Source organism: Sphingomonas sp. LR59 (genome assembly GCF_036855945.1).
Lineage (GTDB): Bacteria > Pseudomonadota > Alphaproteobacteria > Sphingomonadales > Sphingomonadaceae > Sphingomonas.
Genome location: NZ_JASPFL010000001.1, coordinates 159,985 through 184,520 on the forward strand (window position 1 = coordinate 159,985; position 24,536 = coordinate 184,520).

Annotated in this window: 20 protein-coding genes, 1 tRNA gene and 4 pseudogenes; 15 read left to right on the top strand and 10 right to left on the bottom strand. The window is 66.3% G+C overall.

The features are described 5' to 3' along the window. Window positions 1-19 precede the first annotated feature (19 nt). Window positions 20-673: a GntR family transcriptional regulator gene (locus tag QP164_RS00730; RefSeq protein ID WP_333921808.1), complete on the top strand. Its 654-nt coding sequence runs from the start codon at window positions 20-22 to the stop codon at window positions 671-673. Window positions 674-692: 19 nt separating this feature from the next. Beyond that, window positions 693-2,108, top strand: coding sequence for an amino acid permease (locus QP164_RS00735; protein ID WP_333921809.1), 1,416 nt, complete (start codon window positions 693-695; stop codon window positions 2,106-2,108). A 10-nt stretch (window positions 2,109-2,118) separates the two neighbouring features. Here the strand turns inward: QP164_RS00735 and QP164_RS00740 are convergent. The 3 genes and pseudogenes from QP164_RS00740 to QP164_RS00750 all read right to left on the bottom strand — a co-directional run bounded on the left by QP164_RS00740 (window position 2,119) and on the right by QP164_RS00750 (window position 3,918). Continuing rightward, window positions 2,119-2,258, bottom strand: a pseudogene (locus QP164_RS00740) (DUF2256 domain-containing protein). Next, on the bottom strand, window positions 2,258-3,358 hold the full coding sequence (gene aroB, locus QP164_RS00745; RefSeq protein ID WP_333921810.1) for a 3-dehydroquinate synthase: 1,101 nt from the start codon (window positions 3,356-3,358) through the stop codon (window positions 2,258-2,260). Before aroB ends, QP164_RS00740 begins: the two are co-directional and overlap by 1 nt. After that, the gene (locus QP164_RS00750) at window positions 3,355-3,918 is read right to left on the bottom strand and encodes a shikimate kinase (protein ID WP_132897648.1); all 564 of its coding nucleotides are present in this window, start codon (window positions 3,916-3,918) and stop codon (window positions 3,355-3,357) included. Before QP164_RS00750 ends, aroB begins: the two co-directional genes overlap by 4 nt. A gap of 93 nt (window positions 3,919-4,011) precedes the next feature. Between QP164_RS00750 and QP164_RS00755 the strand changes: the two genes are divergently transcribed. From QP164_RS00755 to QP164_RS00770, 4 genes and pseudogenes are all read left to right on the top strand, one after another. Then, a complete protein-coding gene (locus tag QP164_RS00755; protein ID WP_333921811.1) occupies window positions 4,012-4,146 on the top strand; it encodes a hypothetical protein in 135 nt (44 codons plus the stop codon). Then, window positions 4,130-5,971, top strand: a complete 1,842-nt coding sequence (locus QP164_RS00760) for a hypothetical protein (RefSeq protein ID WP_333921812.1) — start codon at window positions 4,130-4,132, stop codon at window positions 5,969-5,971. The genes QP164_RS00755 and QP164_RS00760 overlap by 17 nt, the downstream gene beginning before the upstream one ends. A gap of 41 nt (window positions 5,972-6,012) precedes the next feature. After that, a pseudogene (locus tag QP164_RS00765) lies at window positions 6,013-6,866 on the top strand (tyrosine-type recombinase/integrase). Window positions 6,867-6,897: 31 nt separating this feature from the next. Continuing rightward, window positions 6,898-7,845, top strand: a complete 948-nt coding sequence (locus tag QP164_RS00770) for an acetyl-CoA carboxylase carboxyltransferase subunit alpha (RefSeq protein WP_333921813.1) — start codon at window positions 6,898-6,900, stop codon at window positions 7,843-7,845. Between the two features lie 123 nt (window positions 7,846-7,968). Here QP164_RS00770 and QP164_RS00775 read toward each other — a convergent pair whose 3' ends face one another. Together QP164_RS00775 and QP164_RS00780 are read right to left on the bottom strand one after the other, a co-directional pair. After that, complete coding sequence (locus QP164_RS00775; RefSeq protein ID WP_333921814.1) at window positions 7,969-8,136, bottom strand: Flp family type IVb pilin; 168 nt, start codon at window positions 8,134-8,136, stop codon at window positions 7,969-7,971. 147 nt (window positions 8,137-8,283) lie between these two features. Next, window positions 8,284-8,469, bottom strand: a complete 186-nt coding sequence (locus QP164_RS00780) for a Flp family type IVb pilin (RefSeq protein WP_132897782.1) — start codon at window positions 8,467-8,469, stop codon at window positions 8,284-8,286. A 49-nt stretch (window positions 8,470-8,518) separates the two neighbouring features. Here QP164_RS00780 and QP164_RS00785 point away from each other — a divergent pair. Continuing rightward, window positions 8,519-8,946, top strand: a pseudogene (locus tag QP164_RS00785) ((deoxy)nucleoside triphosphate pyrophosphohydrolase). Between the two features lie 288 nt (window positions 8,947-9,234). Here QP164_RS00785 and QP164_RS00790 read toward each other — a convergent pair. Continuing rightward, a tRNA-Cys gene (locus tag QP164_RS00790) sits at window positions 9,235-9,308 on the bottom strand. Window positions 9,309-9,742: 434 nt separating this feature from the next. Here QP164_RS00790 and QP164_RS00795 point away from each other — a divergent pair. From QP164_RS00795 to QP164_RS00825, 7 genes are all read left to right on the top strand, one after another. Then, a complete protein-coding gene (locus QP164_RS00795) occupies window positions 9,743-10,423 on the top strand; it encodes a protein-L-isoaspartate O-methyltransferase family protein (protein WP_333921815.1) in 681 nt (226 codons plus the stop codon). Window positions 10,424-10,431: 8 nt separating this feature from the next. Beyond that, a complete protein-coding gene (locus tag QP164_RS00800) occupies window positions 10,432-11,961 on the top strand; it encodes a TolC family outer membrane protein (RefSeq protein ID WP_333921816.1) in 1,530 nt (509 codons plus the stop codon). Between the two features lie 26 nt (window positions 11,962-11,987). Beyond that, window positions 11,988-12,281: a hypothetical protein gene (locus tag QP164_RS00805; protein WP_333921817.1), complete on the top strand. Its 294-nt coding sequence runs from the start codon at window positions 11,988-11,990 to the stop codon at window positions 12,279-12,281. Continuing rightward, complete coding sequence (locus QP164_RS00810; RefSeq protein WP_333921818.1) at window positions 12,275-12,592, top strand: DUF2497 domain-containing protein; 318 nt, start codon at window positions 12,275-12,277, stop codon at window positions 12,590-12,592. The genes QP164_RS00805 and QP164_RS00810 overlap by 7 nt, the downstream gene beginning before the upstream one ends. 200 nt (window positions 12,593-12,792) lie before the next feature. Continuing rightward, window positions 12,793-14,415 carry a histidine kinase famiy protein gene (locus QP164_RS00815; protein ID WP_333921819.1) on the top strand — a complete coding sequence of 541 codons (1,623 nt, stop codon included), beginning with the start codon at window positions 12,793-12,795 and terminating at the stop codon, window positions 14,413-14,415. Between the two features lie 39 nt (window positions 14,416-14,454). After that, the gene (locus QP164_RS00820) at window positions 14,455-17,295 is read left to right on the top strand and encodes a valine--tRNA ligase (protein ID WP_333921820.1); all 2,841 of its coding nucleotides are present in this window, start codon (window positions 14,455-14,457) and stop codon (window positions 17,293-17,295) included. Window positions 17,296-17,870: 575 nt separating this feature from the next. Further along, window positions 17,871-19,340 carry an MATE family efflux transporter gene (locus tag QP164_RS00825; RefSeq protein ID WP_333924148.1) on the top strand — a complete coding sequence of 490 codons (1,470 nt, stop codon included), beginning with the start codon at window positions 17,871-17,873 and terminating at the stop codon, window positions 19,338-19,340. Window positions 19,341-19,437: 97 nt separating this feature from the next. On the opposite strand, the gene QP164_RS00830 is transcribed toward QP164_RS00825, so the two are convergent. The 4 genes and pseudogenes from QP164_RS00830 to QP164_RS00845 all read right to left on the bottom strand — a co-directional run bounded on the left by QP164_RS00830 (window position 19,438) and on the right by QP164_RS00845 (window position 23,384). Further along, window positions 19,438-20,202, bottom strand: coding sequence for an NYN domain-containing protein (locus tag QP164_RS00830; protein WP_132739221.1), 765 nt, complete (start codon window positions 20,200-20,202; stop codon window positions 19,438-19,440). A 150-nt stretch (window positions 20,203-20,352) separates the two neighbouring features. Continuing rightward, window positions 20,353-20,592 (bottom strand): annotated as a pseudogene (locus QP164_RS00835) (DoxX family protein); the annotation flags it as partial. An 85-nt stretch (window positions 20,593-20,677) separates the two neighbouring features. Then, complete coding sequence (gene greB / locus QP164_RS00840) at window positions 20,678-21,154, bottom strand: transcription elongation factor GreB (RefSeq protein WP_332755305.1); 477 nt, start codon at window positions 21,152-21,154, stop codon at window positions 20,678-20,680. Window positions 21,155-21,386: 232 nt separating this feature from the next. After that, window positions 21,387-23,384 (bottom strand): lytic transglycosylase domain-containing protein, encoded by a 1,998-nt coding sequence (locus QP164_RS00845; RefSeq protein ID WP_333921821.1) that lies wholly within the window; start codon window positions 23,382-23,384, stop codon window positions 21,387-21,389. 111 nt (window positions 23,385-23,495) lie between these two features. Here QP164_RS00845 and dapA point away from each other — a divergent pair, with 111 nt between their 5' ends. Beyond that, complete coding sequence (gene dapA, locus QP164_RS00850) at window positions 23,496-24,380, top strand: 4-hydroxy-tetrahydrodipicolinate synthase (protein WP_333921822.1); 885 nt, start codon at window positions 23,496-23,498, stop codon at window positions 24,378-24,380. The last annotated feature ends 156 nt before the right edge of the window (window positions 24,381-24,536 follow it).

The following is a 24,536-nucleotide window of genomic DNA, read 5'->3' on the forward strand; positions in this document are numbered from 1 at the left end:
TTTTCGGAGCCGTCCATCCATGAGCATCGTCGTCCGCACCCTGTCCGAGCAGGTGTTCGAGATCGTCCGCGAGCAGATCGTCACCGGCAAGCTCGCCGGCCATACCGCGATCCGCCAGGATGCACTGGCGACCGAACTCGGCGTCAGCAAAATCCCGTTGCGCGAGGCGCTGGCGCGGCTGGAGCAGGAGGGCCTGCTGACCAGCCACGCCAACCGGGGCTATTCGGTCCAGCCGATGTCGGCGGACGAGGCGGACGACATCTTCGCGCTGCGCCTCAGCATCGAGCCGCAGGCTGCCGCCTATGCATCGACCGTCGCGAACGACAACGACCGCGCGATCGCGATCCTCGCGTTCGAGGAACTCGACAGCGCGGCGAGCGAGCGGCTGGCCGAAGTCGCGATCCGCAACCGCGTGTTCCACACCGCTCTGGTCCGGCCGGGTCGGCGCCTGCTGACCACGCAGATGGTCGAGCGGCTGGCGATCCTCGCCGAGCGCTACGTCGTCGCACATCTTCGACCGGCTGGGCGCGAGGACCGCGCGCATCTGGAACACCGCCAGCTGCTCGATGCATGGCTCGCACGCGACGACGATCGCATGCTGACGCTGCTGACCAGCCATATTCAATCGACGCTGACCGATCTGCGCGCGCAGTTCGACACGGCCCGAGACTAGAGATCACAGGGGATGGGCAATGTTTGGACCGCGTAAATCGTTCGAATCGTCTGCCCATAACCGCGAGCACAGCCTCGCCAAGACGCTGAGCTGGCCGCATCTGATCGCGCTCGGGGTGGGCGCGATCGTCGGCACCGGGATCTATACACTGGTCGGCGTCGGGGCGGAACGCGCCGGGCCGGGCGTTATCCTCGCCTTCGTGATCTGCGGCGTGATCTGCGCGTGCGCGGCACTCGCCTACACCGAACTCGCGACGCTGATCCCCGCCGCAGGCAGCGCCTATACCTTCAGCTATACGGCGCTCGGCGAGGGTGTCGCCTGGGTAGTGGGCTGGAGCCTGATTCTCGAATATTCGCTGGCCTGTTCGACCGTCGCGGTCGGTTGGTCGGGTTATCTGGTCGGCTGGATCGAGGCGGCGGGGATTCACCTGCCGCACGCGCTTTTAGTCGGGCCGCATGGCGGCGGGATCGTCAACATGCCCGCAGTGCTCGTGTCGCTCGCGGTGATGGGAATGCTGATCCTCGGCACGCGGCAGAGCGCGACGCTCAACATCGTGCTGGTGCTGATCAAGCTGGTCGCGCTGACGATCTTCGTCGTCTACGCCGCGCCCGCGTTCAAGGCCGAGAACCTCCACCCGTTCATGCCGTACGGCTTCGGCTCGACCGAGCTTGGCGGGCACAAGAGGGGCGTGATGGCGGCGGCGGCGATCGTGTTCTTCGCCTTCTACGGCTTCGACGCGGTCGCGACCTCGGCGGAGGAGACCAAGAACCCCAAGCGCGACCTGACGATCGGTATCGTCGGCTCGATGCTGGTCTGCACGGTGATCTACATGGCGGTGGCGGTCAGCGCGATCGGCGCGCTGCCGTTCACGCAGCTCGCCAATTCGCCCGAACCGCTCGCGCTCGTGCTGCGCCAGTTGAGCCAGCCGTTCGCCGCGCAGATCATCGCGCTGGCCGCAGTGATCGCGCTGCCGTCGGTGATCCTGGTGATGATGTACGGGCAGAGCCGGATCTTCTTCGTGATGGCACGCGATGGCTTGCTGCCGCGCGGTCTCGCCAAGGTCAGCAAGCGGACCGGGTCGCCGACGCTGATCACGCTGCTGACCGGGCTGTCGATCGCCGCGGTCGCCGGCTTCTTCCGGCTCGACGAGATCGCCGAACTCGCCAATGCGGGGACACTGATCGCGTTCATCTCGGTCGGCGTGTGCCTGATGGTCCTGCGTCGGACCGCGCCGCAACTGCCCCGCCTGTTCCGCTGCCCGGCGGCCTATGTCGTCGGTACGGTGACCGTGCTCGGCTGCCTGTATCTGCTCGCGAGCCTGCCGACCTCGACGTTGGTCCGGTTCGTGATCTGGAACGTCGCCGGATTTTTATTGTATTTCGTCTATGGCCGACGCAACAGCGACGTCGGCAATCCGCACGCGACCGCGGTGTGACGGGCGCGCATCACCGCTTCTTGCGGCACGCGTCTGAGCAGTAGATCACGCTGTCCCAGTCGCGCGCCCACTTTTCCGCCAGGTGAAGGGGCGCTCGCATGCCGGACAGACCTTGGTCGGCAAATTCTGCTTGGCGATCCCGTTGGGCATCAGCGGGGCTGCGCGTCGAGGAAGGTTTCGACGTCGGCGAGGTCGACCGTCTTGTCGAGATACGTCTGGCCGATCCCGCACGCGAGCAGGAAGGGTAGCGTGCCAGCCGCCATCTTCTTATCGTGGCGCATGTGGTCGACGAGGCGGGCGCCGCTTGCGCCTATCTTCGCCGCGGCAAGCCCGTCGGGAAGACCGACATCGCGCCAATGTGCCGCCACGCGCGCGGCCTCTTGGTCCGAGCAGATGCCCTGTGAGGCCGAGAAGCCGAACGCCAGCGAACAGCCCGCTGCTACGCCTTCGCCGTGGATCAGCGCCTGCGAGAACCCGGTCTCCGCCTCGAGCGCGTGCCCGAACGTGTGGCCGAGGTTGAGCAGGGCGCGCGTCCCGTTGGTTTCATGCTCGTCCGCCGCGACGATCCGCGCCTTTGCCGACACGCTGTGGGCGATCGCATATTCGCGGAGGGCGATGTCACCGCCCAGCAATGCGGCGCCATTCGCCTCGCACCATTCGAAGAACGCGAAATCGTCGATCAGCCCGTATTTCACGACCTCGGCATAGCCGGCGCGAAGTTCGCGGAGCGGCAGCGTGTCGAGCACCTGCGGATCGATCAGCACCATCGCCGGCTGGTGGAACGCGCCGATCAGGTTCTTCCCCGCCTTCGTGTTGATCGCGGTCTTGCCGCCGACCGAGCTGTCGACCTGCGCGAGCAGGCTCGTCGGGATCTGGACGAAGTTGCATCCGCGCTTGAGGATCGAGCAGGCGAACCCGACAAGATCCCCCATCACGCCGCCGCCCAGCGCCACGACATGATCGCCGCGCTCGACGCCGAGTTCGAGCAGCCGGTCGCACAGTGTCTCCAGCGTCGCCCAGCTCTTGCTGCCTTCACCCGGCGCGAGGACGATCGCCTCGCTCGCAATGTCCGCCGCGGTCAGCGACGTCTGCAACGTCGCCAGATGCACTGATAAATTTTTGTCGGTGACGATCGCTACGCGCCGACCCTTCGCGAGCGGGGCGAGAAATTCGCCAGCCCGCGCGAGAATTCCCGCTTCGATGTGGATCGGGTAGGTCCGCGAACCCAGCTCAACGGTAACGGTCTTCATCGGCCAAGCGCTCTCAGGATTGCGGCGACGGTCGCTTCGTGCGGCGTCTTGTTGCTGACGATATGGATGTGCGCCTGCGCGTAGATCGGGTTGCGCACGCGCGCCAGTTCGGCGAGCACTTTGCCCGGATCGCGGTTGCGGAGCAGCGGTCGCGTATCGCGCCGCCCGACGCGCTCGACCAGGATGTCGGGATGCGCACTGAGCCACACCGAGATGGCGTCGCGTAAGATCAGCGCCCGCGTGTCGTCGTTGATGAACGCGCCGCCACCGGTCGCGATGATTTTCGGTGTGCCGTCGATCAGCCGCGCGATCACCCGGCGTTCGCCGTCGCGGAAATACTCCTCGCCGTATTTGGCGAAGATCTCGGCGACGGTCATGCCCGAAGCCGCCTCGATCTCGTGGTCGGCGTCGACGAACGGCAGGTTCATGCGCAACGCGAGCCGTCGGCCGACGGTGGTCTTGCCGACGCCCATCAGCCCGACGAGCACGATCGGTCGATCGATCGGGGCAGGGGCAGGGCCGCCTGCGGGCCCGCCTGAGGGGTTGTGGCTTTGCAACATCGTGAGGGGCGCTATACAGCGGCACCGCGCGAGGGCAAAAGCTCTTGGCGCCTGTTTTGTCCGCTTCCCCGTCCACTACAAGGTTACGCCGCCATGTCCCGTTTCATCGTCTCGGTCGTCGTCGTTCTTGTCGTGGTGGTCGGCGGCCTGTTCCTGCTGGCAGGGCGCGCGACCGAGCGTCCGCAGAGCCGCATCGAAAAGGCCGTGACGCTTGCGAACCTCTCTTAAGGCAACGCTTGCGGCGGCGGTTGCCGTCGGGGCCTTGGTCGCGCTTGCTCCCGCAATCGGGCAGGACCGGCCTGAATCGATCCTGCCGCCGGGGTTTGGCGAGCCGACGCCCGCGCCTGCGCCGCGCCCGACCGCTCCGGCCGGGACGCAACCAACGCGCCCGACGGGGCCATCGCAGCCGACCACCCCGCCGCCGAGCGCCGCCCCTGCACAGCCGGGCGCGATGATCCAGCCTTTGCCGCCGACGACGCCGGGCGACGCACCCCTGGTGCCGCCTGTCGCGGCGCCTGCGCCAGTCGATCCTGCCGTGCTAGCGCAGTACGAGATGCCCGAGTCCGCGCGTCGCTCGCTCGCGACGGTCGGTCCGGTTATGGCGAGCGAAGGCGGGCTCGATACCGATGCGTTTGGCGCTGTCGATGGCCAGTATGTCGAGACGCTCATGCGCCGACTGAATGCGCCGTTGCCGTCGCGCTGGATGTCGATCCTGCTGCGGCGGGCGCTGGTGTCGCACGTCGATACGCCGAGCCGTACCAACGGCGCGGACTTTGCGGCCGAGCGCGCGTGGCTGTTGTTGCGGATGGGCGAATCGGTCGCCGCGCGCGCCGTCACGCAGAGTGTCGATACAAACAACTACACGCCGAAGCTATACGACGTCGCGATGAACGGATCGCTGGCGACCGGCGATCCGGCGGGGCTGTGCCCGCTGGTACCCGGCGCGATGCGCTATGCGGCGGCGCGCGGCTGGACGATGGCGCAGGCGATGTGCGCGGGGCTTTCGGGCAATCCGGCGCAGGCGACCCCACTGATCGCGACCGCCAAGCGTCGCAATGTCGCGAGCGGCGTCGACATGCTGCTCGCGCAAAAGGTCGTCGGTGCCGGCGCGCAAGGGCGTCAGGCCGTGACGATCGAATGGGATGGCGTCGATCAGTTGACCGCGTGGCGGTTCGGGCTGGCGATGGCGACCGGCGTCGCGGTGCCCGACGACCTGTATGCTAGCGCTGGTCCGCAGGTGAAATACTGGCAGGCATTGTCGCCCTCGGTTCCGCTCGGTGCGCGACTGGCGCCGGCGGAGTCCGCGGCGGGGCAGGGCGTGCTCTCCAGCGCCGCGCTGGTCGATCTCTATTCGGCCGCCGCAACCGACGACGACTCGCAAAGCACGGCGACTGCGACCGCCAACGATCTCCAGACCGCCTATGCCGATCGCAGTCCCGATGCGCGGCTGAATGCGCTGCGCCAATTGTGGGGCGGGGCGGATACCCGACCGTCCTATGCGCGCCTCGTCCTGACCGCGCGGGCGGCGGCGCGGATGAACCTGGCGCTGGCGAAGGCCGAGGCCGATCATCTGATCGCGTCGATGCTGTCCGCCGGGCTCGATCGCACCGCCGCGCGCTGGCTCGGGACCGTGCCAGCCGGTGGGGATGCCTGGGCGATGATCATGCTCAGCGATCCCGACGCGTATCGTCGTCTCAGCTATGCCGACCTCGCCTCCTATTCGGGCGGCGAAGGCGATTCGGCGTTGAAGCAGCGGATGTTGTTCGCGGGGCTGGCGGGCCTCGGACGGCTCAACTCGGGCGACATCGAACGTGCTGCGCAATCGCTCGGCGTTCGGATCGGCGCGGACAATGCCTGGACGCGTGCGCTCGATCGGGCAGCGCGCGACGGGCAGGCTGGGACGGTCGTCGTTCTCGCTGCGATCGGTATGCAGTCGCCCGACTGGAAGGGCATCCCGCCCGAGGCACTCTACCGGATCATCGGCGCATTGCGCGCAGTCGGGCTCGATGGCGAGGCGCGGATGATCGCCGCCGAGGCCATCGCACGGGCGTGACCCACGCCACCGACCGCGCGCTGATCGACCGGTTCCTGGAGATGATGGCGGCGGAAGCGGGGGCGGCGCCCAACACCGTCGCCGCATATCGCAGCGACCTGACGCTCGCTTCGCAGGTGCTCGACGGCAGGCTGGTCGAAGCGGATGCGGAAGCGCTTGCGACGCTCGCCGGTGGCTGGTCGGCGCTGTCCCGCTCGACCGTCGGACGAAAGTCCGCCTCGCTCCGCCGCTTCTTTGCGTTCCTCGCCGACGAAGGCCACCGCGCGGACGATCCCGGCAAGGCACTCCTCGACCCGGCACCGCGCGCACCTTGCCCAAAGTGCTGACCCATGCCGATATCGACCGATTGTTCGCCGCGATTGCCGAACGCGCCGCACGCGATCCGCTGGATCCCAATGACCTGCGGCTCTCAGCCTTGTTTGAACTCCTCTACGGCTCGGGCCTGCGCGCGACCGAGCTCGTCAGCCTGCCACGCAACGCCGTGCATCCGGATCGCCCGTTCCTGATCCTGCGCGGCAAGGGCGGGCGCGAGCGGCTCGTCCCGATCTCCGACCGCGCGCGAGCGGCGGTGGCGATCTGGCGCACCCATATCGCGGCGGATCGCCTGTGGCTGTTCCCCTCGGGGAAGGGCCACCTGTCGCGTATCCGCCTGTACCAACTCGTCAAGGCGCTCGCGGCGGAGGCCGGCATTCCGCCCGATCGTGTCAGCCCGCACGTCCTTCGCCACGCGTTCGCGACGCATCTGCTCGCCGGCGGGGCGGATCTGCGCGCGCTGCAATCGATGCTCGGCCACGCCGATATCGCCACCACCGAGATCTACACGCACGTCGATTCGAGCCGTCTCGTCGAACTGGTCAACACGCGTCACCCGCTGGCGGATATGCCGCCGCGTTGACGCGAGCGATCCCGCGCCGTAACCGCCGCTGATGCCAAGCTTCCTCGACTTCGAGAAACCGATCGCCGAACTCCAGGGCCGGATCGACGAACTCCGCGACACCGCCGCCGAAGGCAGCGTCGACCTTGCCGCCGACATCGCCCGCTTGCAGGCGAAGTCCGACAAGCTGCTGAAGGACACCTTCGCGCGGCTGACCCCGTGGCAGAAGACTCAGGTCGCGCGCCATCCGGAGCGCCCGCACTTCAAGGATTACGTCGCCGCGCTGTTCGACGAGTTCGTGCCGCTCGCGGGCGACCGCGCGTTCGGCGACGACCAGGCGATCATCGGTGGCTTCGCGACCTTCCGCGGGCGGAAGATTATGGTGCTCGGCCACGAGAAGGGCGACGACACCGCGAGCCGTCTCCGTCACAATTTCGGCATGGGCAAGCCGGAGGGTTACCGGAAGGCGATCCGCCTGGTCGAGCTCGCCAACCGATTCGGCCTGCCGATCGTCACCTTGGTCGATACCTCGGGCGCGTTCCCTGGCATCCAGGCCGAAGAGCGCGGCCAGGCCGAAGCAATCGCGCGCTCGACCGAGGCGTGCCTCAACGCCGGCGTCCCGATCGTCTCCGCGATCGTCGGCGAGGGCGGCTCGGGTGGCGCAGTCGCGCTGGCGGCGGGCAACCGCGTGCTGATGTTCGAACACGCGATCTATTCGGTGATCAGCCCCGAAGGCTGTGCGTCGATCCTGTGGCGCACCGCGGACAAGGCCCCCGAGGCGGCCGAAGCGATGCGGATCACCGCGCAGGACCTGAAGGCGTTCGGCGTCATAGACGACATCGTGAGTGAACCGCTGGGTGGCGCACACCGCGACCGCGCGACGGCGATCGAGTCGCTCGGCAACGCGCTGTCATCCGCGCTCGCCGACCTTGCATCGCTCGCGCCTGCCGATCTGCGGAAAGATCGCCAGGCCAAATTCCTGAAGATGGGCCGACTCTAAGGAGCTTTGCCGGATTATCTGCCGCGATTCGAATGCAATATGAAAAAAGGGCAACGGAACCGAGGTTTCGTTGCCCTTATCTGGCCGTGTGCTTGAGAACGTACGCGACCGAGTTTCAGTCGATTAGGTGGCCTTCATGGCCGTCGCGACGTTGTTGAACGTCTTGTTCAGGCTGTTGCCCAGGCCCTGCATTGCAGCGATGGCAGCGACGGCGATCAGAGCGGCGATGAGGCCGTACTCGATTGCGGTTGCGCCCTTGGAATTCTTGAAAAACTTGCGGATCGTCTTCATTCCGGTCTCCATGGTTGGATTGCTTCAGTGTCACCCGGCTGGACCGGACAGGCCGGATCAGCACGAGGACAGATAGAAGTTGTGAGTTGAGAAAGACTTAAGGTCGGAGCATTTCGTCGGGTAATTCACGAGGCCCAATGCGGGCGATCAGCGGGCGTTGGCGACCTTCGTATCGACCTTGCCCCACATTCCGATGGTCGAATCGGCAAGGTTGGTCAGGCCGACAATGAGAGCGATGACGACGAAGGCCAGAATCAACCCATATTCGATCGCGGTCGCGCCGCGGCTATTGCGCAGGACGCGTCGCAACGTTCGACCCGCGATCGTCAGCATGGACTTGTCAGACTTCATAACGATCAGTGTAATCGAGGAAAATTAAGGAATGACCAACGATCGCGCCATTCCAACCGCGCCATCCCTTTTACCGGTCGTGGCAGCGGCGATGGTTGATCTCGAGGGACGCGTGCTGTTGCAGCAACGCCCCCAGGCAAGTCGCTTGCCGGGCTCTGGGAATTTCCCGGAGGCAAGGTCGAGCCCGGTGAGACCCCCGAGGCGGCGTTGATCAGGGAGCTCGAGGAGGAACTCGGCATCGCGGTGCCGCATGCGTGTCTTGCCCCCGCAGCGTTTGCAAGCGCGCCGCTGGGTGATCGCCACCTCGTGCTGCTGCTTTACATCACGCGGAAATGGACGGGCGTGCCACGCGCGCTGGAGGCGACGGCCTTGCGCTGGGTGCGGCCGAGCGCGATGCACGCGTTGCCGATGCCGCCCGCCGATCGCCCGCTGATCGGGTTGCTCGATGCACTGATCTGACCGAACGCCGCACCGAACGGCGATAACCCCGACTGCGGGCCTCCGCGTACTTGGCGTTCGACAATGGAGTGTTGATCTCCTGCGATGCGTGCCGCAGTCAAATGGGTCAGCGTGCGTCCCAAGACCGCGCGGGCGTTGAGCCACGGCTCGCGCGAGCAATTCCCTTTTCTCGAGTGAGCCGTTCCGGTCGCGCAGCCGCCGCTCGACGCAGCGAGTTCGCTGGCACCGTTCCCCGCGCATGCCGCTGCGGGGTGCTCTATCTGTCGATGTTGTGAAACGGAAAACCGCTGGAGGCCCGACCGGGAATCGAACCCGGGTGCGAGGATTTGCAGTCCTCTACGTCACCACTCCGCCATCGGGCCTCGATGCGGACGGCGCAAATGCGTCGTTTTGTTAGCGCGGTCAACCACGACGTGTAGCTGGACACGAATTATCCTAATTCGACGCGGCGCGCAGGACGCAAGGGCCAGTCGCAAGGCCCGCCATGACAGGACCCCACGAACCGCATTACGCCGGTCCGAAAACGTCCCTCGTCCCATTTTGGGCGACGGCGGCGGCATTCGCTGCTAGGAATCGTCGCAGAGGTAGTGCCGTGGTCTTCCGCATGCGCCCTCGACGTCCCGCCCGCGACATCTTCGGTGTCACACGGGCGGGCGGGGCGTCTACACCGCAAAATCGTTCGATCTCCGACCCGCTGCGCGCAACTGCGACTTGGCGCAATCGTCGGCGCGCGATACATATCGGCGCGACAACTAGTGTATTGCGCAACTAAAACAGTTGTGCGACAGGATGGGTTATGACGACGATGAGCCTCGATACCGCAACTGCCGCTTCGGCCTACGACACCATGCGGCATGCGATGGTCGCCAGCCAGCTGCGCACCAACGCGGTGAACGACCAGCGGGTGGTCGCGGCGATGGCACGCGTGCCGCGCGAGCAGTTCCTGCCCGAGGGCGTCCGCTCGATCGCCTACCGCGACACCGCGATCGCGCTCGGTGGCGGGCGGTACGCCAATCTGCCGATGGCGACCGGCCGGCTGCTGACCGAGGCCTATCTGACCGCGACTGATCGCGTGCTGCTGATCGGTGCCGCGACCGGCTACACCGCTGCGGTGCTCAGCGAGATCGTCGGATCAGTGGTCGCGGTCGAGAGCGACCCGGCATTGCTGGCGATGGCGCGCTCGGCGCTCGCCGGGGTCGACAATGTCGAGCTTGTCGAGGCACCGATGCAGGACGGCCACGCCGCCGGCGCACCTTATGACGTGCTGATCGTCGATGGCGCGATCGAGGCGATGCCCGACGAGCTCGTCGCGCAGGTCCGCTCGGGTGGTCGCGTCGCATCGGGGCTCGCCGAACGCGGCGTCACGCGGCTCGCGTCGGGACGCAAGACCGATGGCGGGTTCGCGCTGGCGGCCTTCGTCGACGTCGAATGCGTCGCGCTGCCCGGTTTCGACATCCCCAAACCCTTCAGGTTCTGAGCCCTATGATGCCGCGCACCGCTCGTTTCCGCCGCTTGCTTGCGAGTGTTGCGCTGCTCTACATCGCTGCACCAGCGGGTGCGGAGACGCTGCGCGAGGCGCTGGCCAAGGCGTATACCACCAATCCGATCCTGACCGGACAGCGCGCCACGTTGCGCGCGACCGACGAGAACGTGCCGATTGCGCGGGCGACGGGGCTCCCCTCGGTCAACGCGACCGGCGACTACACCGAGTTTGTCGTAACCGCGGCGAACAGCTTCACCGCCTTGCCGCGTCAGGCCGCGGCGCGCGCCAACGTATCGGTGCCGCTGTACCTGGGCGGGCAGGTCCGCAATTCGGTTGCGGCCGCCAAGACCCGCGTCGAGGCCGGCCGCGCGACGCTGCGCGGCACCGAGGCGGATCTCTTCACCAACGTCGTCGCCGCGTACATGGACGTGATCCGCGACGAGGCGATCGTCGGTCTCAACACGCAGAACGTCCGCGTCCTCGACGTCAACCTGCAAGCCAGCCGCGATCGATTCCAGGTCGGCGACCTGACCCGTACCGACGTCGCACAGTCCGAAGCCCGCCTCGCCCTCGCCCGTGCGCAGCTCCAGTCGGCTGAGGCGCAGCTGATTTCCAGCCGGGAGAATTACATCCGGTACGTCGGCACGCCCGCCGGGATGCTCGAAACGCCACCGACCTTGCCGCATCTGCCCGACAGCCCTGCATCCGCCGTAACCGTCGCGATCGAGAATAATCCGGTCCTGATCGCAGCGGCGAAAGAACGTGACGCGACGCGCTATGATGTCGGTGTCGCCCGGGCGACCCGTCTGCCACAGATCAGTGCGGTCGGCGGTGCCACCTATACCAACTATCTCGGCTCGGCGTCGAATGCCGACGGCAGTGTCATCACGTTCCCCAACGTGAACAAGACGGTCCAGGCCGGACTGTCGCTGACCCTTCCGCTGTTCCAAGGCGGTCGCCCCGCCGCGCAGGTCCGTCAGGCCGAGGCGTTCCAGAGCCGCGCGACCGAGAACGTCACCGCGACCGAGCGCAATGTGATCTCGCAGGCCCGGTCTGCCTTCGCCGTCTGGCGCTCCTCGGAACAGGTCATCCAGTCCTCCGAGACCGCGGTCAACGCAAACAAGCTCAGCCTCGAAGGCGTGCGCGCGGAGAACGGCGTCGGCACGCGAACCATCCTCGACATCCTCAACGCCGAGCAGGAACTGCTCAACAGCCAGGTGACGCTCGTCACCGCACGGCGCGATGCGTATGTCGCCGGCTTTGCGCTGCTCGCCGCGATGGGGCAGGCGGAAGCGCGCGATCTCGGGCTCGATGGCGGCGTGCTGTACGATCCGGTCGCCAATTATCAGCGTGTGCATCACAAGATCTGGGACTTTGGCGGCGATGGCGAGCCGGTGCCGGTCGGCACGCGCACCGCGCAATCGCCCGCACAGGATGCGCATGTCCAGCCGCAGCGCGATCCTTTGCTCGATACGCCAGTTGACAGGAACCCCGCCTTGACGACAGGTAAGGACGCGCCGAGCCGCCAATAGGGGTGCGCGCGGCTACGGGGTTTGGGATGGTCCGGATGGGGGACGTGAACGGCGAGCCGTCGATGGAGGAAATCCTCTCGTCGATCAAACGCATCATCGCCGAAGAGGGCGACACGCCCGGCCGATCGCGCCGTCCGGCGCGGACGATGACGGCACCGGTCGATCAGTATCCCGCCGATCGCGATGTCGCCGGTCACACGCCCACCTATCGTGAAGCCGCCTATCTCGACGACGAGATGGACGATGACGAAGTTCTCGAACTGAGCGATCCGATGCCGATGGTCGACCGTACCCCCGCACGCCGAAATCCCCCGTGCTGACCTCGGTCGACGCCGCGCCCGAGCCGCGCGTGTCAGCGGCCAAGCCGCAACCTCAGGTGCAGCAGCCCGCCGCAGAGGCACCATCCGAGTCGATTGTTTCGCGCGAGACCGCCGCTGCAACGCGCGCGCCGCTCGAGGCGTTGACGCGGATGATGATCAAGCCCGAATCGAACAGCGACGGCACGCTCGAGGGATTGGTTCGCGAGATGCTCCGGCCGATGTTGCGCGAATGGATCGACGCGAATCTGCCACACATGGTCGAGGACATGGTCGCGCGCGAAATCGCCAAGATCATGAACCAGCAGCCCTGACAGCCGGCCGTTTCCGCTACTCCGGCGGCCCTATACGATCCCCCCGCCAGGGGGAGGTGGCACCGAAGGTGACAGAGGGGAGGACACGGAGCAGCGGTTTCCCTCCCTCCGTCTGGCAAGGGTCAGCCACCGCCCCCTGGCGGGGAAGGATCGAACGTCTCCCTGTCGGCGATGCAAACGCTACGGAACAACGCCGCCCGATGCCGGGTTTGGCACGCATGTCCGAAACCGAGATCATCGTGCCCGCTGAGAAGCCCGACCGCCCCGCATCGCACGGCGGACGGAACGATTTCTCGCCCGCTGAGGCCGGCAGTGATATCTTCTTCGCCGCGGTGAAGACGACGCGGATGCCAATGGTGGTCACCGATCCGCACCGCGACGACAATCCAATCATCTTTTGCAACGAGGCGTTCTCGTTCATGAGCGGCTATTCGCAGGATGAGATCCTCGGCCGCAACTGCCGCTTCCTGCAGGGCCCCGAAACCGATCGCGCCGCCGTCGCCGAAGTGCGCGCCGCCATCGCCAAGCGCGAAGAGGTTGCGGTCGAGATCCTCAACTACCGCAAGAACGGCTCGACTTTCTGGAACGCACTGTTCGTCTCGCCGGTGTTCGGCGAGGACGGCAACCTTAAATACTTCTTCGCCAGCCAGCTCGACATATCGCGCCGTCGCGAGGCGGAGGAGGCGCTGCACGAGGCGCAGCGGATGGAGGCGGTCGGCAAGCTCACCGGCGGCATCGCGCACGACTTCAACAATCTGTTGCAGGTCATCCAGGGCTATGCCGACATTCTCGACGCGCGGATCGATCCCGACGACCGGTCGGCACGCCGCGCGGTCGATGCGATCTCGACCTCGGCGACCCGTGCGGCGACTTTGACGCAGCAGCTGCTCGCGTTTGCACGCAAACAGGAATTGCGTGATCGGCTGATGAACCTCAATCAGTTGATCGGCGATTTCCGCACGATCCTGGAGCGCAGCATCGGCAGCGGCATCACGCTCAGGCGCGACCTTGCCAACGATCTGTGGAATTGCCGCGTTGATCCGGTCCAGGCCGAGATGGCGCTGCTCAACATCACCGCCAACGCGCGCGATGCGACCGGCGGCGCGGGGACGGTCACGATCGCTACGCGCAACGCGGTGCTGCCCGAGGATGCGAGCGTCGCCAAGCTCGAACCCGGCGAATATGTCGTGGTCAGCATCTGCGACGACGGCCCGGGTGTCGACCTGACGATCGCCGACAAGCTGTTCGAACCATTCTACACCACCAAGGAAATGGGCAAGGGCGCCGGGCTCGGCCTCGCCATGGTGTACGGCTTCATGCGCCAGTCGGGCGGCCTCGCCACGGTGCGCAACGGGGCGGGCGGCGGTGCGGAATTCTCGCTGTATTTCCCGCGCGCTAGTGGTGCGGTCGAGCGCAAGCCCGCAGGCCCGGTCGCACCGCGCACCGGTGGCGCCGAGGGCGTGCTGATGGTCGAGGACCAGATCGAGGTCGGCGAGCTTGGCCGCACCATTCTCGAGGATCTCGGCTACGAGGTCGTACTGGTGAACAGCGCACGCGGTGCGCTCGACACGCTGGCGAACGATTCGGACTTCAAGCTGCTGTTCACCGATATCCTGATGCCCGGCGGGATGAACGGCGTTGCGCTCGCGCAGTCGGTGCGGCGCGATTATCCGCATACCGCGGTGCTGCTGACCACCGGGTTCGCGGACGAGGCGATCGACGAGGGTAGCCGGTCGTTCGAGCTGATTCGCAAGCCGTACCGGCGTAATGAGTTGAACGAGCGGCTCCGTCAGGTGCTCGACAAGCCGGGCGCGCGTACCTGAGGCTGGCCTAGCCCCGACACGCTCGCTAAGGCCATTGGCATGAGCGAGCTTCCCAAAACCTTCGACCCGGCCTCCATCGAATCGCGCTGGTATGCGCATTGGGAGGCGAGCGGCCAGTTCCGCCCCGACCGTCCGAACGCCGAGCCGTGGACGATCGTCAACCCGCCGCCCAACGTCACGGGCTCGCTGCACATCGGCCACGCGCTCGACAACACGCTGCAGGACATCCTCACGCGCCACGCGCGCCTGAAGGGCAAGGATGCCTTGTGGGTGGTCGGCACCGATCACGCGGGAATCGCGACGCAGATGGTGGTCGAGCGCCAGATGGGCGCGCTGACCCCGCCGCAGAAGCGCACCGACATGACGCGCGAGGAATTCGTCGCGAAGGTCTGGGCGTGGAAGGAAGAGAGCGGCGGCGAGATCACGCAACAGCTCCGCCGGCTCGGCTGCTCGATGGACTGGGCGAACGAGCGCTTCACGATGGACGAGGGCTTTTCGAAGGCCGTCCTGAAGGTGTTCGTCGACCTCCACAAGCAGGGCCTGCTGTACCGTGACAAGCGTCTGGTGAACTGGGATCCTGGTCTCGGCACCGCGATCAGCGACCTCGAGGTCGAGACGCGCGAGATCAAGGGCAGCTTCTGGCATCTCCGCTATCCGCTAGAAGACGGTTCGGGCTTCATCGAGGTCGCGACCACGCGGCCCGAGACGATGCTGGCCGACATGGCCGTGGCGGTGAACGGCGCGGACGAACGCTACACCGCGCTGATCGGCAAGCAAGTGAAGCTGCCGATCACCGGACGCCTGATCCCGATCATCGCCGACGATCATGCCGATCCGGAACTCGGCTCGGGCGCGGTCAAGATCACGCCGGGACACGACTTCAACGACTTCGAAGTCGGCAAGCGGGCAGGGATGGCCGCCGGGTCGATGCTCAACATGCTCGATGCGAAAGCACGCGTTGTCCAGGTGTCCGACGGGCTGATCCCCGAAGAGCTGCTCGGTCTGACGACGGCGGAGGCACGCAAGGCCGTCGTCGCGCGGCTGAAGGCTGAAGGTTTCCTGATCGCGCATGTCGACAAGGACGGCGAAGAGCACGACGCCGAGCCGCGCACGATCCAGACGCCGTATGGTGACCGCTCGGGCGTGGTGATCGAGCCGTGGCTGACCGACCAATGGTATGTCGACGCGAAGACGCTCGCGCAGCCGGCGATCGAGGCGGTGCGCGTCGGCGCGATCGATATCGTCCCGAAGACCTGGGAGAAGACGTTCTTCAACTGGATGGACAACATCCAGCCCTGGTGCGTGTCGCGCCAGCTGTGGTGGGGGCACCAGATCCCGGCGTGGTTCGGGCCGAAGAAAACTGCTGATAACAACGTGTCGTACTCAGCTACCGGAGATTGGGAATTCTTTGTCGCTGAGACAGAGGAAATGGCGATTGCTCAGGCCGTAGAATACTATCGTGAAACAGGGCGGTCAGACGTTCGCGTTGTTTCTGATTTTGCAGAGATGCTGGTTACCCCTCTCTATCAAGCCAGTGGGCAATTGCCGCCTGGAACAATATCATTATTCCGCGATCCCGACGTGCTGGACACGTGGTTCTCTAGCGCCTTGTGGCCGTTCGCAACGATGGGCTGGCCGGAAGAATCCGATCACACGCTCGGCGGGCGCTACCCCAACGACGTGCTCATTTCCGGCTTCGACATCCTGTTCTTCTGGAACGCGCGGATGATGATGCAGGGGCTGCACTTCATGAAGGACGTGCCGTTCCGCACGCTCTACCTCCACGGTCTCGTCCGCGCGGCGGATGGCGCGAAGATGTCGAAGTCGAAGGGCAACGTCGTCAACCCGCTCGGGCTGATCGACACCTACGGCGCCGACGCGCTGCGCTTCTTCGTGGCGGCGATGGAGAGCCAGGGCCGCGACATCAAGATGGATGAGAAGCGCGTCGAGGGCTATCGCAACTTCGCCACCAAGCTGTGGAACGCAGCCCGGTTCGCACAAGCCAACGGCATCGTCGCCAGCACCACCCTTGAGGCACCGCGCGCGGAACTGGCCGTCAACAAGTGGATCATCGCCGAGACGATCGCGACGGTCCAGACGGTCGACCTCGCGCTCGCCGATTACCGCTTCGACGGCGCCGCCAACGCGATCTACCAGTTCGCATGGAGCCGCTTCTGCGACTGGTATCTCGAACTGATCAAGCCGCAGATGGTCGGCGACGAGCGCGGCGTCATCGATGCCGAATCGAAGCTGGTTGCGGGCTGGGTGCTCGACCAGATCCTGGTGCTGCTCCACCCGTTCATGCCGTTCATCACCGAAGAACTCTGGCACGCCATGGCTGATCCCGCCCACCCGCGCGACCACGACCTGATCGTCGCGCAGTGGCCGATGGCGGATGCGCGCTCGCTCGATCCCGAAGCGAGCAAGGAGGTCGATTGGCTAATCCGCCTGGTGCAGGAAATCCGTACCGCGCGGAATGAGTTGAACGTGCCGCCGGGCGCGCGCCTGCCGCTTCATGTCCGCGATGCGAATGCGGCGACGCTTGCGCGGCTCGAACGCCAGGCGCCGGCGCTCGCGCGTCTCGCCCGCGTGACGCATGCAGACGGTGAAGCCACCGGCGGCGCGGCGCAGGTCGTGGTCGACGAAGCAACCTTTGTCCTGCCCCTCGAAGGCGTCATCGACCTAGACTCCGAACGTGCCCGCCTGACCAAGGCGATCGCGGCGGCGGAGAAGGAGCGCGACGCGCTGTCCGGCCGCTTGGGCAATGCCAGCTTCGTCGAACGCGCCAAGCCGGAAGCGGTGGAAAAGGCCAAGGCCGACCACGCCGACAAGGCCGCCGAAGCCGCTCGCCTCCAAGCGGCCCTCGGCCGCCTGGGCTGACCTGCTCCCCTCCCGCCTGCGGGAGGGGTTGGGGAGGGGCGTGCCTCAAAAGCCGGACGCCAGTACGTACGTCGCGCCCTCCCTGCCCCCTCCCGCAGGCGGGAGGGGATTGCGTGGTTGGACAGCGCCCCGCGCTAACCAACCATACGCCCGTACGTCCGACCATCCGTCCGTTCGTCCGTCCGACCATCCGTCCGTCCGTCCGTCACCCCAGCGAAAGCTGGGGTATCCCGGTGAGCAAACGCAACGGCTACCCGACAACGGGGATACCCCAGCTTTCGCTGGAGTGACGGTTTGGGTGGGGCGCTGGATTGTGTGGGCTGGCCATGTCACCCCTTCGTTGTTCTCCCGCGAAGGCGGGAGCACAGTCTGGATCCCCGCCTTCGCGGGGAAACAGGATGCGCTTGGTTCGGAGCAGGGGACTTGGTGCCTTGTTCCGGAACCCACTCCGCGGCTAGGCGTACCGTTGACAGGCGCGCGCGCGTACACCGGTGGATGCCGGAACGAGTCCGGCATGACGGAGTGACTGTGTGAGCGATCTGCAATCCGACCGGCAGCCTGGCGGCAACCCCGGCCTGGCCTCTGATTCAGGCGCACCTAGCCGCCCCCGCGGCAAACCCGGCCAGCGCGACCTTACCACCGGGCACATAGGCCGCACGCTGCTCGCGTTCGCGCTCCCGACGCTCGGCTCGAACATCCTCCAGTCGCTCAACGGCTCTATCAACGCGATCTGGGTCGGGCGCTACCTCGGCGAGGGCGCACTTGCTGCCACCTCGAACGCCAACATCATCATGTTCCTTACCTTCGGCGCGGTGTTTGGGTTCGGCATGGCGGCGACGATCCTGGTCGGGCAGAGCTTCGGTCGTCACGACCTGGAGGGTGCACGCCGCGCGTTCGGCTCGGCCGTCGGTCTCGTGCTCGGCGGCGCGATCGTGATCGCCGCGCTCGGCTGGGTGTTCGCGCCCGAGATACTGCACCTGCTCGCTACCCCCGGCGACGCGATGCCGCTCGCGCTTGCATACCTCCGCGTGATCTTCCTCGGTCTGCCCGCGTCGATGATGATTGTGCTGCTGATGATGGGCTTGCGCGGCACCGGCGATTCGATGACGCCGCTCTGGTTCATGCTACTCAGCGCGCTGCTCGACAGCGGGCTCAACCCGCTGCTGATCGCCGGCATCGGCCCGTTCCCGCAGATGGGGATCGCCGGCTCGGCGATGGCGACGCTGGTCGCCAGCCACGTCTCGTTGCTCGGGTTGATCGCCTACATTTACAAGCGCGACCTGCCGCTGAGGCTACGCGGCAACGAACTCCGCTACCTCATCCCCGAGCGCGCACTGACCGGCACGATCGTCCGAAAAGGCCTGCCGATGGGCGCGCAGATGCTCGTCATGTCGACTGCCGGCCTTGCGATGGTCGGACTGGTCAACCGGCTCGGCGTCGACACCGCGGCGGCCTACGCCGTCTCGCAGCAGCTGTGGACCTATATCCAGATGCCCGCGCTGGCGATCGGTGCCGCGGTCAGTTCGATGGCGGCGCAGAATATCGGCGCGGGCCGCTGGGACCGGGTCGGCGACATCACCAAATACGGCCTGTTGTTCAACGTCGCGCTGACCGGGGCGATGGTCGCCGTGGTGATCCTGTTCGACCGCCCTGTGATGACGTTGTTCATCGGCAGCGACAGCCCGGCGCTGCCGATCGCGCGGCATATTCAGCTGATCGCGAGCTGGAATTTCATCCTGTTCGGCATGACGATGGTGCTGTTCTCGACCGTCCGCGCGAACGGCGCGGTAATCGCGCCGCTGATCGCGCTGATCGTCGCGCTGTATCCCGTGCGGATCGGCTTTGGGTTGCTGGCGAAGCCGTGGCTTGGGGCGGATGCGCTGTGGTGGAGCTTTCCGCTGGGGTCGCTCGCGACGTTGGCGATCGCGATCGGCTATTATCGCTACGGGAACTGGCGGAAGGGCGCGCTGGTGGTGCCCGACGATAGCGAGGAACAGGCGCACGGGATGAGCGAGCCGGGCGGGCGGTTGCAGCCTACGGGGTGAGTCCGGTTCCCGTCATCCTGACGAAAGTCAGGATCCAGGATATCCGCGCGCGGCCCCTCGTGGCTCTGGATCCTGACTTTCGTCAGGATGACGGGAGTTACCGCAGCCGCTTGACGAACGAACGCCCACCTTCGCGCCGCTCATGCTGGAAGTTCGGGATCGTCTCGATCAAATCCGACAATCGGTTGAAGCCGTAGTTCCGCGCATCGAAGCTCGACCGGTTACCCGCCAGCTGGCCGAGTTCGGCGACGCTGGCATAGCCCTTCTCGTCGCGCTTCACCGCATTGTACGCGTCGATCAGCAGCTTGATCACCTGCTCGTCGATCGGCTGCGCGGTCTTCGGCCGAGCGACCGGTGCCGGCGCCGCAGCCTTCTCGCCAGCGACGGGGGCCGGGGTCGGCGCGGGCATCGCCTGCGACGTCTCGTTCAGCGCGCCGACGTCGATGAACCGCGTGCACGCCTGGCGGAAACCCTCGGGCGTACGGCTCGTCCCGAAGCCATACACCGGGATGCCATCCTGTCGGATGCGCGTCGCGAGCGGCATGAAATCGCTGTCCGACGACATGATGCCGAAGCCGTCGATGCGCCCGCGGAACAGTAGGTCCATCGCGTCGATCGTCATCTTCATGTCGGTCGCGTTCTTGCCCTTGGTCAGGTCGAACTGCTGCTGCGGCTCGATGCCGTGCTTGATCGACATGTCGCTCCACGCCTTCAGCGCGGGCTTCGACCAGTTGCCATAGACCCGCCGGACGTTGACCGTGCCGAGCTCGGCAAGGACGGTCAGCACCGGGTCGAGGGTCGCCGCGGACGCATTGTCCGCGTCGATCAGGAGGGCGACGTTGCGCGTTGTGGTATCGATCATGCGCGCAGGATTAGCCGCGCGCGCGCCCGCGTCCACGCTCCACGCGCCGCCACCGGCCGCGGCAAGGTACAGGAAGACGAAGCAGTAGAGCACCGCGGGCTCGCCGCCATTGGCGATCGGGAAGGGGCCTTGCGGGAAATGCGCTAGGAAATAGGCGACCGCGGACATGCCCGACAGCACGAACGCCACTGGCCGCGTGAACAGGCCGATGATCAGCATGCCGCCGCCGACGACTTCGAGGATCCCTGCGACGTAGAGCAGCGGATTCGTCGGAATCGGGAAGGGCGGCAGACCGAAGAACTTCGAGATTCCGTGGCTGAAGAACACTAGCGCGACGACGATGCGCATGACGCTGAGCAGGCGGACGGACCAGGTGGCGGGTATCGGCATGGGGAAGTCCTCGGGTGTCGTTGCGTGAGCGAAACGTCACACGGGCGCGGGGCGGGGTCAATCGACTGAAACCGAAACGGACCGTTCAGGGATAGGCGATCGCGATTACCTCATATTCGCGTTCGCCGGCGGGGAGGTCCACCCGCCGCACGTCACCGATCGCTGCGCCGCGCAAGGCCCGTGCGAAGGGCGAGTTCCAACCGATCCGCCCGTTGCTTGCGTCTGTCTCGTCATCGCCGACCAGCGTCAGCACCCGCTCGACGTCGTCCTGGTCCGCGACCGTCACGCACGCGCCGAACCAGACGCGCGAGCGGTCTTCCTGGGTGGCGGGATCGACGACCTTGGCCGCCTTCATGCGCTTCGACAGCCACCCCAACCGCCGGTCGATCTCGCGGAGACGTTTGCGTCCGTAGATATAGTCGCCGTTTTCCGAGCGGTCGCCGTTGCCGGCGGCCCAGGAGATGACTTCGACCAAGGCGGGGCGCTCGGTCGACAGGAGTTGCTCGTATTCTATACGGAGTACGGTGTAGCCGGAGGGAGTGATGTAGTTCGGGCGGTCCATGCGCGAGGCTATACCGCCTCGAGTTCGGTCACCCTAGCCGGAACAACCGTCTTCTTGACCGCAACACTCGTCATCTCGGCAGCAACGCCCGTCATCTCGGCAGCCCCGCCCGTCACCCCAGCGAAAGCTGGGGTCTTCCGCGGCCCAAGTCCGACCGACAACCGGCAGACCCCAGCTTTCGCTGGGGTGACGGGTGTTTGGGGCGGGGAACACTCTTAAGGGATCTAAGTGATCAACCGGGCCGGTTCTTCCCCAGATACCACGACAACCTTGCCGCCCCCCGGCTCTTCGCCCGCGCGGGGTTCATCAGGTCGTACACCACCGCATTCTCCAACACGCGCTGCACATAGTTGCGCGTCTCCTGGTACGGGATCGCCTCGACCCAATCGACCATGTCGACCGCCCCGGTCCGCGGGTCGCCGTTCGCGCGGAGCCATTTGTTCACGTTGCCGCCGCCTGCATTATACGCCGCCACAGCCAGCGGATAACTGCCGTAATTGGCGTAGACTCGCTGAAAATAGCTCGAGCCCAGCATGATCGACATGTTCGGATCGGTCGTCAGTGCCGCCTGGTTGTAGGCGAGGCCAATCTTGCCCGACTGCTCGCGCGCAGTCGCCGGCATCAGCTGCATCAACCCACGCGCACCCGCATGCGAAACCGCAGCCCGATCGAACTGGCTCTCCTGCCGCGAGATCGCGTGGATGATCGTCCAGTTATCCTCATACCCCGACGGCACCGACACCATCGGGAAGCCGACCGCAGAATAATCGCTGAGCCCGTTCGCCAGCGCACTACGCCCGACCATCACGCCGAGATCGGGGCGGTTGATGCTCTTCGACAGTTCGGCGGCGAGCAGATGATCGGTATCGGTCGTCGCATCCGCGGCGATCTGGCGGACGAACGCGGTCTGGTCCTGCCAGTCGGCGATCTGCCCGAGGAACTTGACCGCGCGCACCGTCTCGCGCCGATCGAACGCAGCCCGCGCCGCCGGATCGACCGCCACCGACGCGACCGAAGGCGGCGCGACCAGCGCGCGCCCGGTCCGCTCGTTGGCGAGCTGCCCATAATATTGATCGCGGTACCCCGCCGCCTGGCCGTAGAACGCCGCCGCCTGAGGCGCCAACCCAGCCGCTTCCGCCGCACGCCCCGCCCAATAATAGCCCTTCGACCGCACCTGAGGCGATCGCGAGCCGCGCGCGTACCGGTCGAACAGCGTCATAGCGTCCGCTGGGCGCCCGAGCTGCTTCATCGCCACGCGTCCACCGAGCCAGGCGAGATTGGTGTATTCGTCGCGCTCGGCATAGGATTTCGTCGAGACGTCGGTGCCGAACGGATACGCGTCGTCGATCTGCCGCGCGATATCGTAGGCGACCTGATACTGCCCGTCGTTCGCTGCGCCGTTCGCATTGGTAACGAGCACCTCGTACCATTCCGCCGCGTTGCCAGGCCGCGTCGCCAGCGACCGGGGCCGCGCCAGCCACGCGCGCGCCGAAGGGCTTGCACCCGAATTGCGCAACCACTGCGCCCGGTCCGCGACATAGCCAGCGTCGTTCGCATACAGGGTCTGCGTCGAAGCCGAGATATCCGACGCGTTCGGCGCATTCGTCCGGAACGCGAGCCGTGCCTCGAATACGGGACGCCTTGCTGCACTCGTCCACACCAATTGCCGTTGCGCCGCAACGGTCTGGCCCGCCCACAACAGCGCGTCCATTCGCGCGTCCTGGTCGTCCGGCGTTAGCGCACCGGGGAAGCCCGACACCACCATCGCCTCGTCGGTCGGCGTCAGCCCGGCGCTGCGCCACGCCGTCCGCACCGCTGCGTAGGCCTGATCCCGCGCGCCGGTTGCCTGCAAAGCCCGTGCGTAGGCGACGCCGCCGGATGCGGACTGCGGGGGATACCGGCGGAAGAACGCGACAACGCTATTGGGCGAACCGGTCGCCGCCTTGCGCTCGGCCGCGCGCCGGTTTGCCGTCTCGTTCGGCCAGCCCGGATGCGCCATCAGGAAGCCTGCGTAACTGTCGAACGGCAGCGCGTCGGTCTGCTGCAACGCCCGCCACTGGGCGATCGTCGAGGCGATCGCTCCGTCGGTTGCCATCGGCTGCGCGTTCGGCCCCATATTGGCCAATTGCGTGCTGTACCGATCGAGCGTCTGTTGACCCGCGCCTGAGGAAACAGCGGTCTGTGCGACGACTGCAAGAAGAAGGCTCGTTTTCAACATCGATGCTACCATGTGGACAGCATACGCTTCGAACCCGTATCTGTCCTGAACGAAATCCGGATTTCACCCGGTATTTGGCGCAACAGGCCAGACTTCTCTTCTAGTATGGACGCAGGCTACCGCATGTTTTCAGGATCGATCCCCGCGCTCGTCACGCCGTTCGCCGCCGATGGCAGCTTCGACGAACCGGCTTACCGCGACTTCATCGAATGGCAGATCGCCGAGGGCTCGTCGGGCCTCGTCGCGTGCGGTACCACCGGTGAAGCGGCGACCCTGTCGTACGACGAACACTTCCCCGTCGTCCGCGTCTGCGTCGACCAGGCGAAGGGCCGCGTGCCGGTGATTGCCGGAGCAGGCTCGAACGATACGCGCGTCGCCTCCGCCAATCTGCGCGCTGCGAAGGACGCCGGCGCCGACGCCGCGCTGATGGTGCCGCCCTATTACAACCGGCCGGGGCAGGAGGGTATCTTCCGCCATTTCGAAGCGCTCGCCGCGTCGACCCCGCTGCCGATCATCCTCTACAACGTCCCCGCGCGGACGGTGACGGATATCCAGCCCGCGACGCTCGCACGGATCGTGAAGGCGTTCCCGGACGTCTTCGTCGGCGTGAAGGATGCGAGCGGCGTCCTCGCCCGCGTTTCCCAGCATCGCGCGTCGTGCGGGCCGGACTTCTGCCAGCTGTCGGGTAACGACGACCTCGCGCTGGCGTTCAACGTTATGGGCGGCACCGGCTGCATCTCGGTGACGGCCAACGTCGCGCCGAAGCTCTGCGCGGAGTTCCAGGCAGCATGCCAGGCCGGCGATTTCGTCAAGGCGCTGGCGTATCAGGACCAGCTCTATCCGCTCCACGAAGCGCTGTTCACCGACGCGTCGCCGGGGCCGGTGAAATACGCGATGACCAAGGTGCGGGAAGGCTTCCCCGAAACGCTCCGACTGCCGATGACCCCCGCCGGTGAGGCCTCGCGCGCGGCGGTTGATGCGGCCGTGGCGCACGCGCGTCTCGCCTGAAACCCACTCCGTCATCCTGACGAACGTCAGGACCCAGAGCCAAGCAGGGCATCGCTCCGCAATCCTGGGTTCTGACTTTCGTCAGGATGACGGCGCGTGAGGGAATAAACGGAAGCGCAAACACCGCCCCCGCTTCCCCTAAGCCCTCCGACCTCC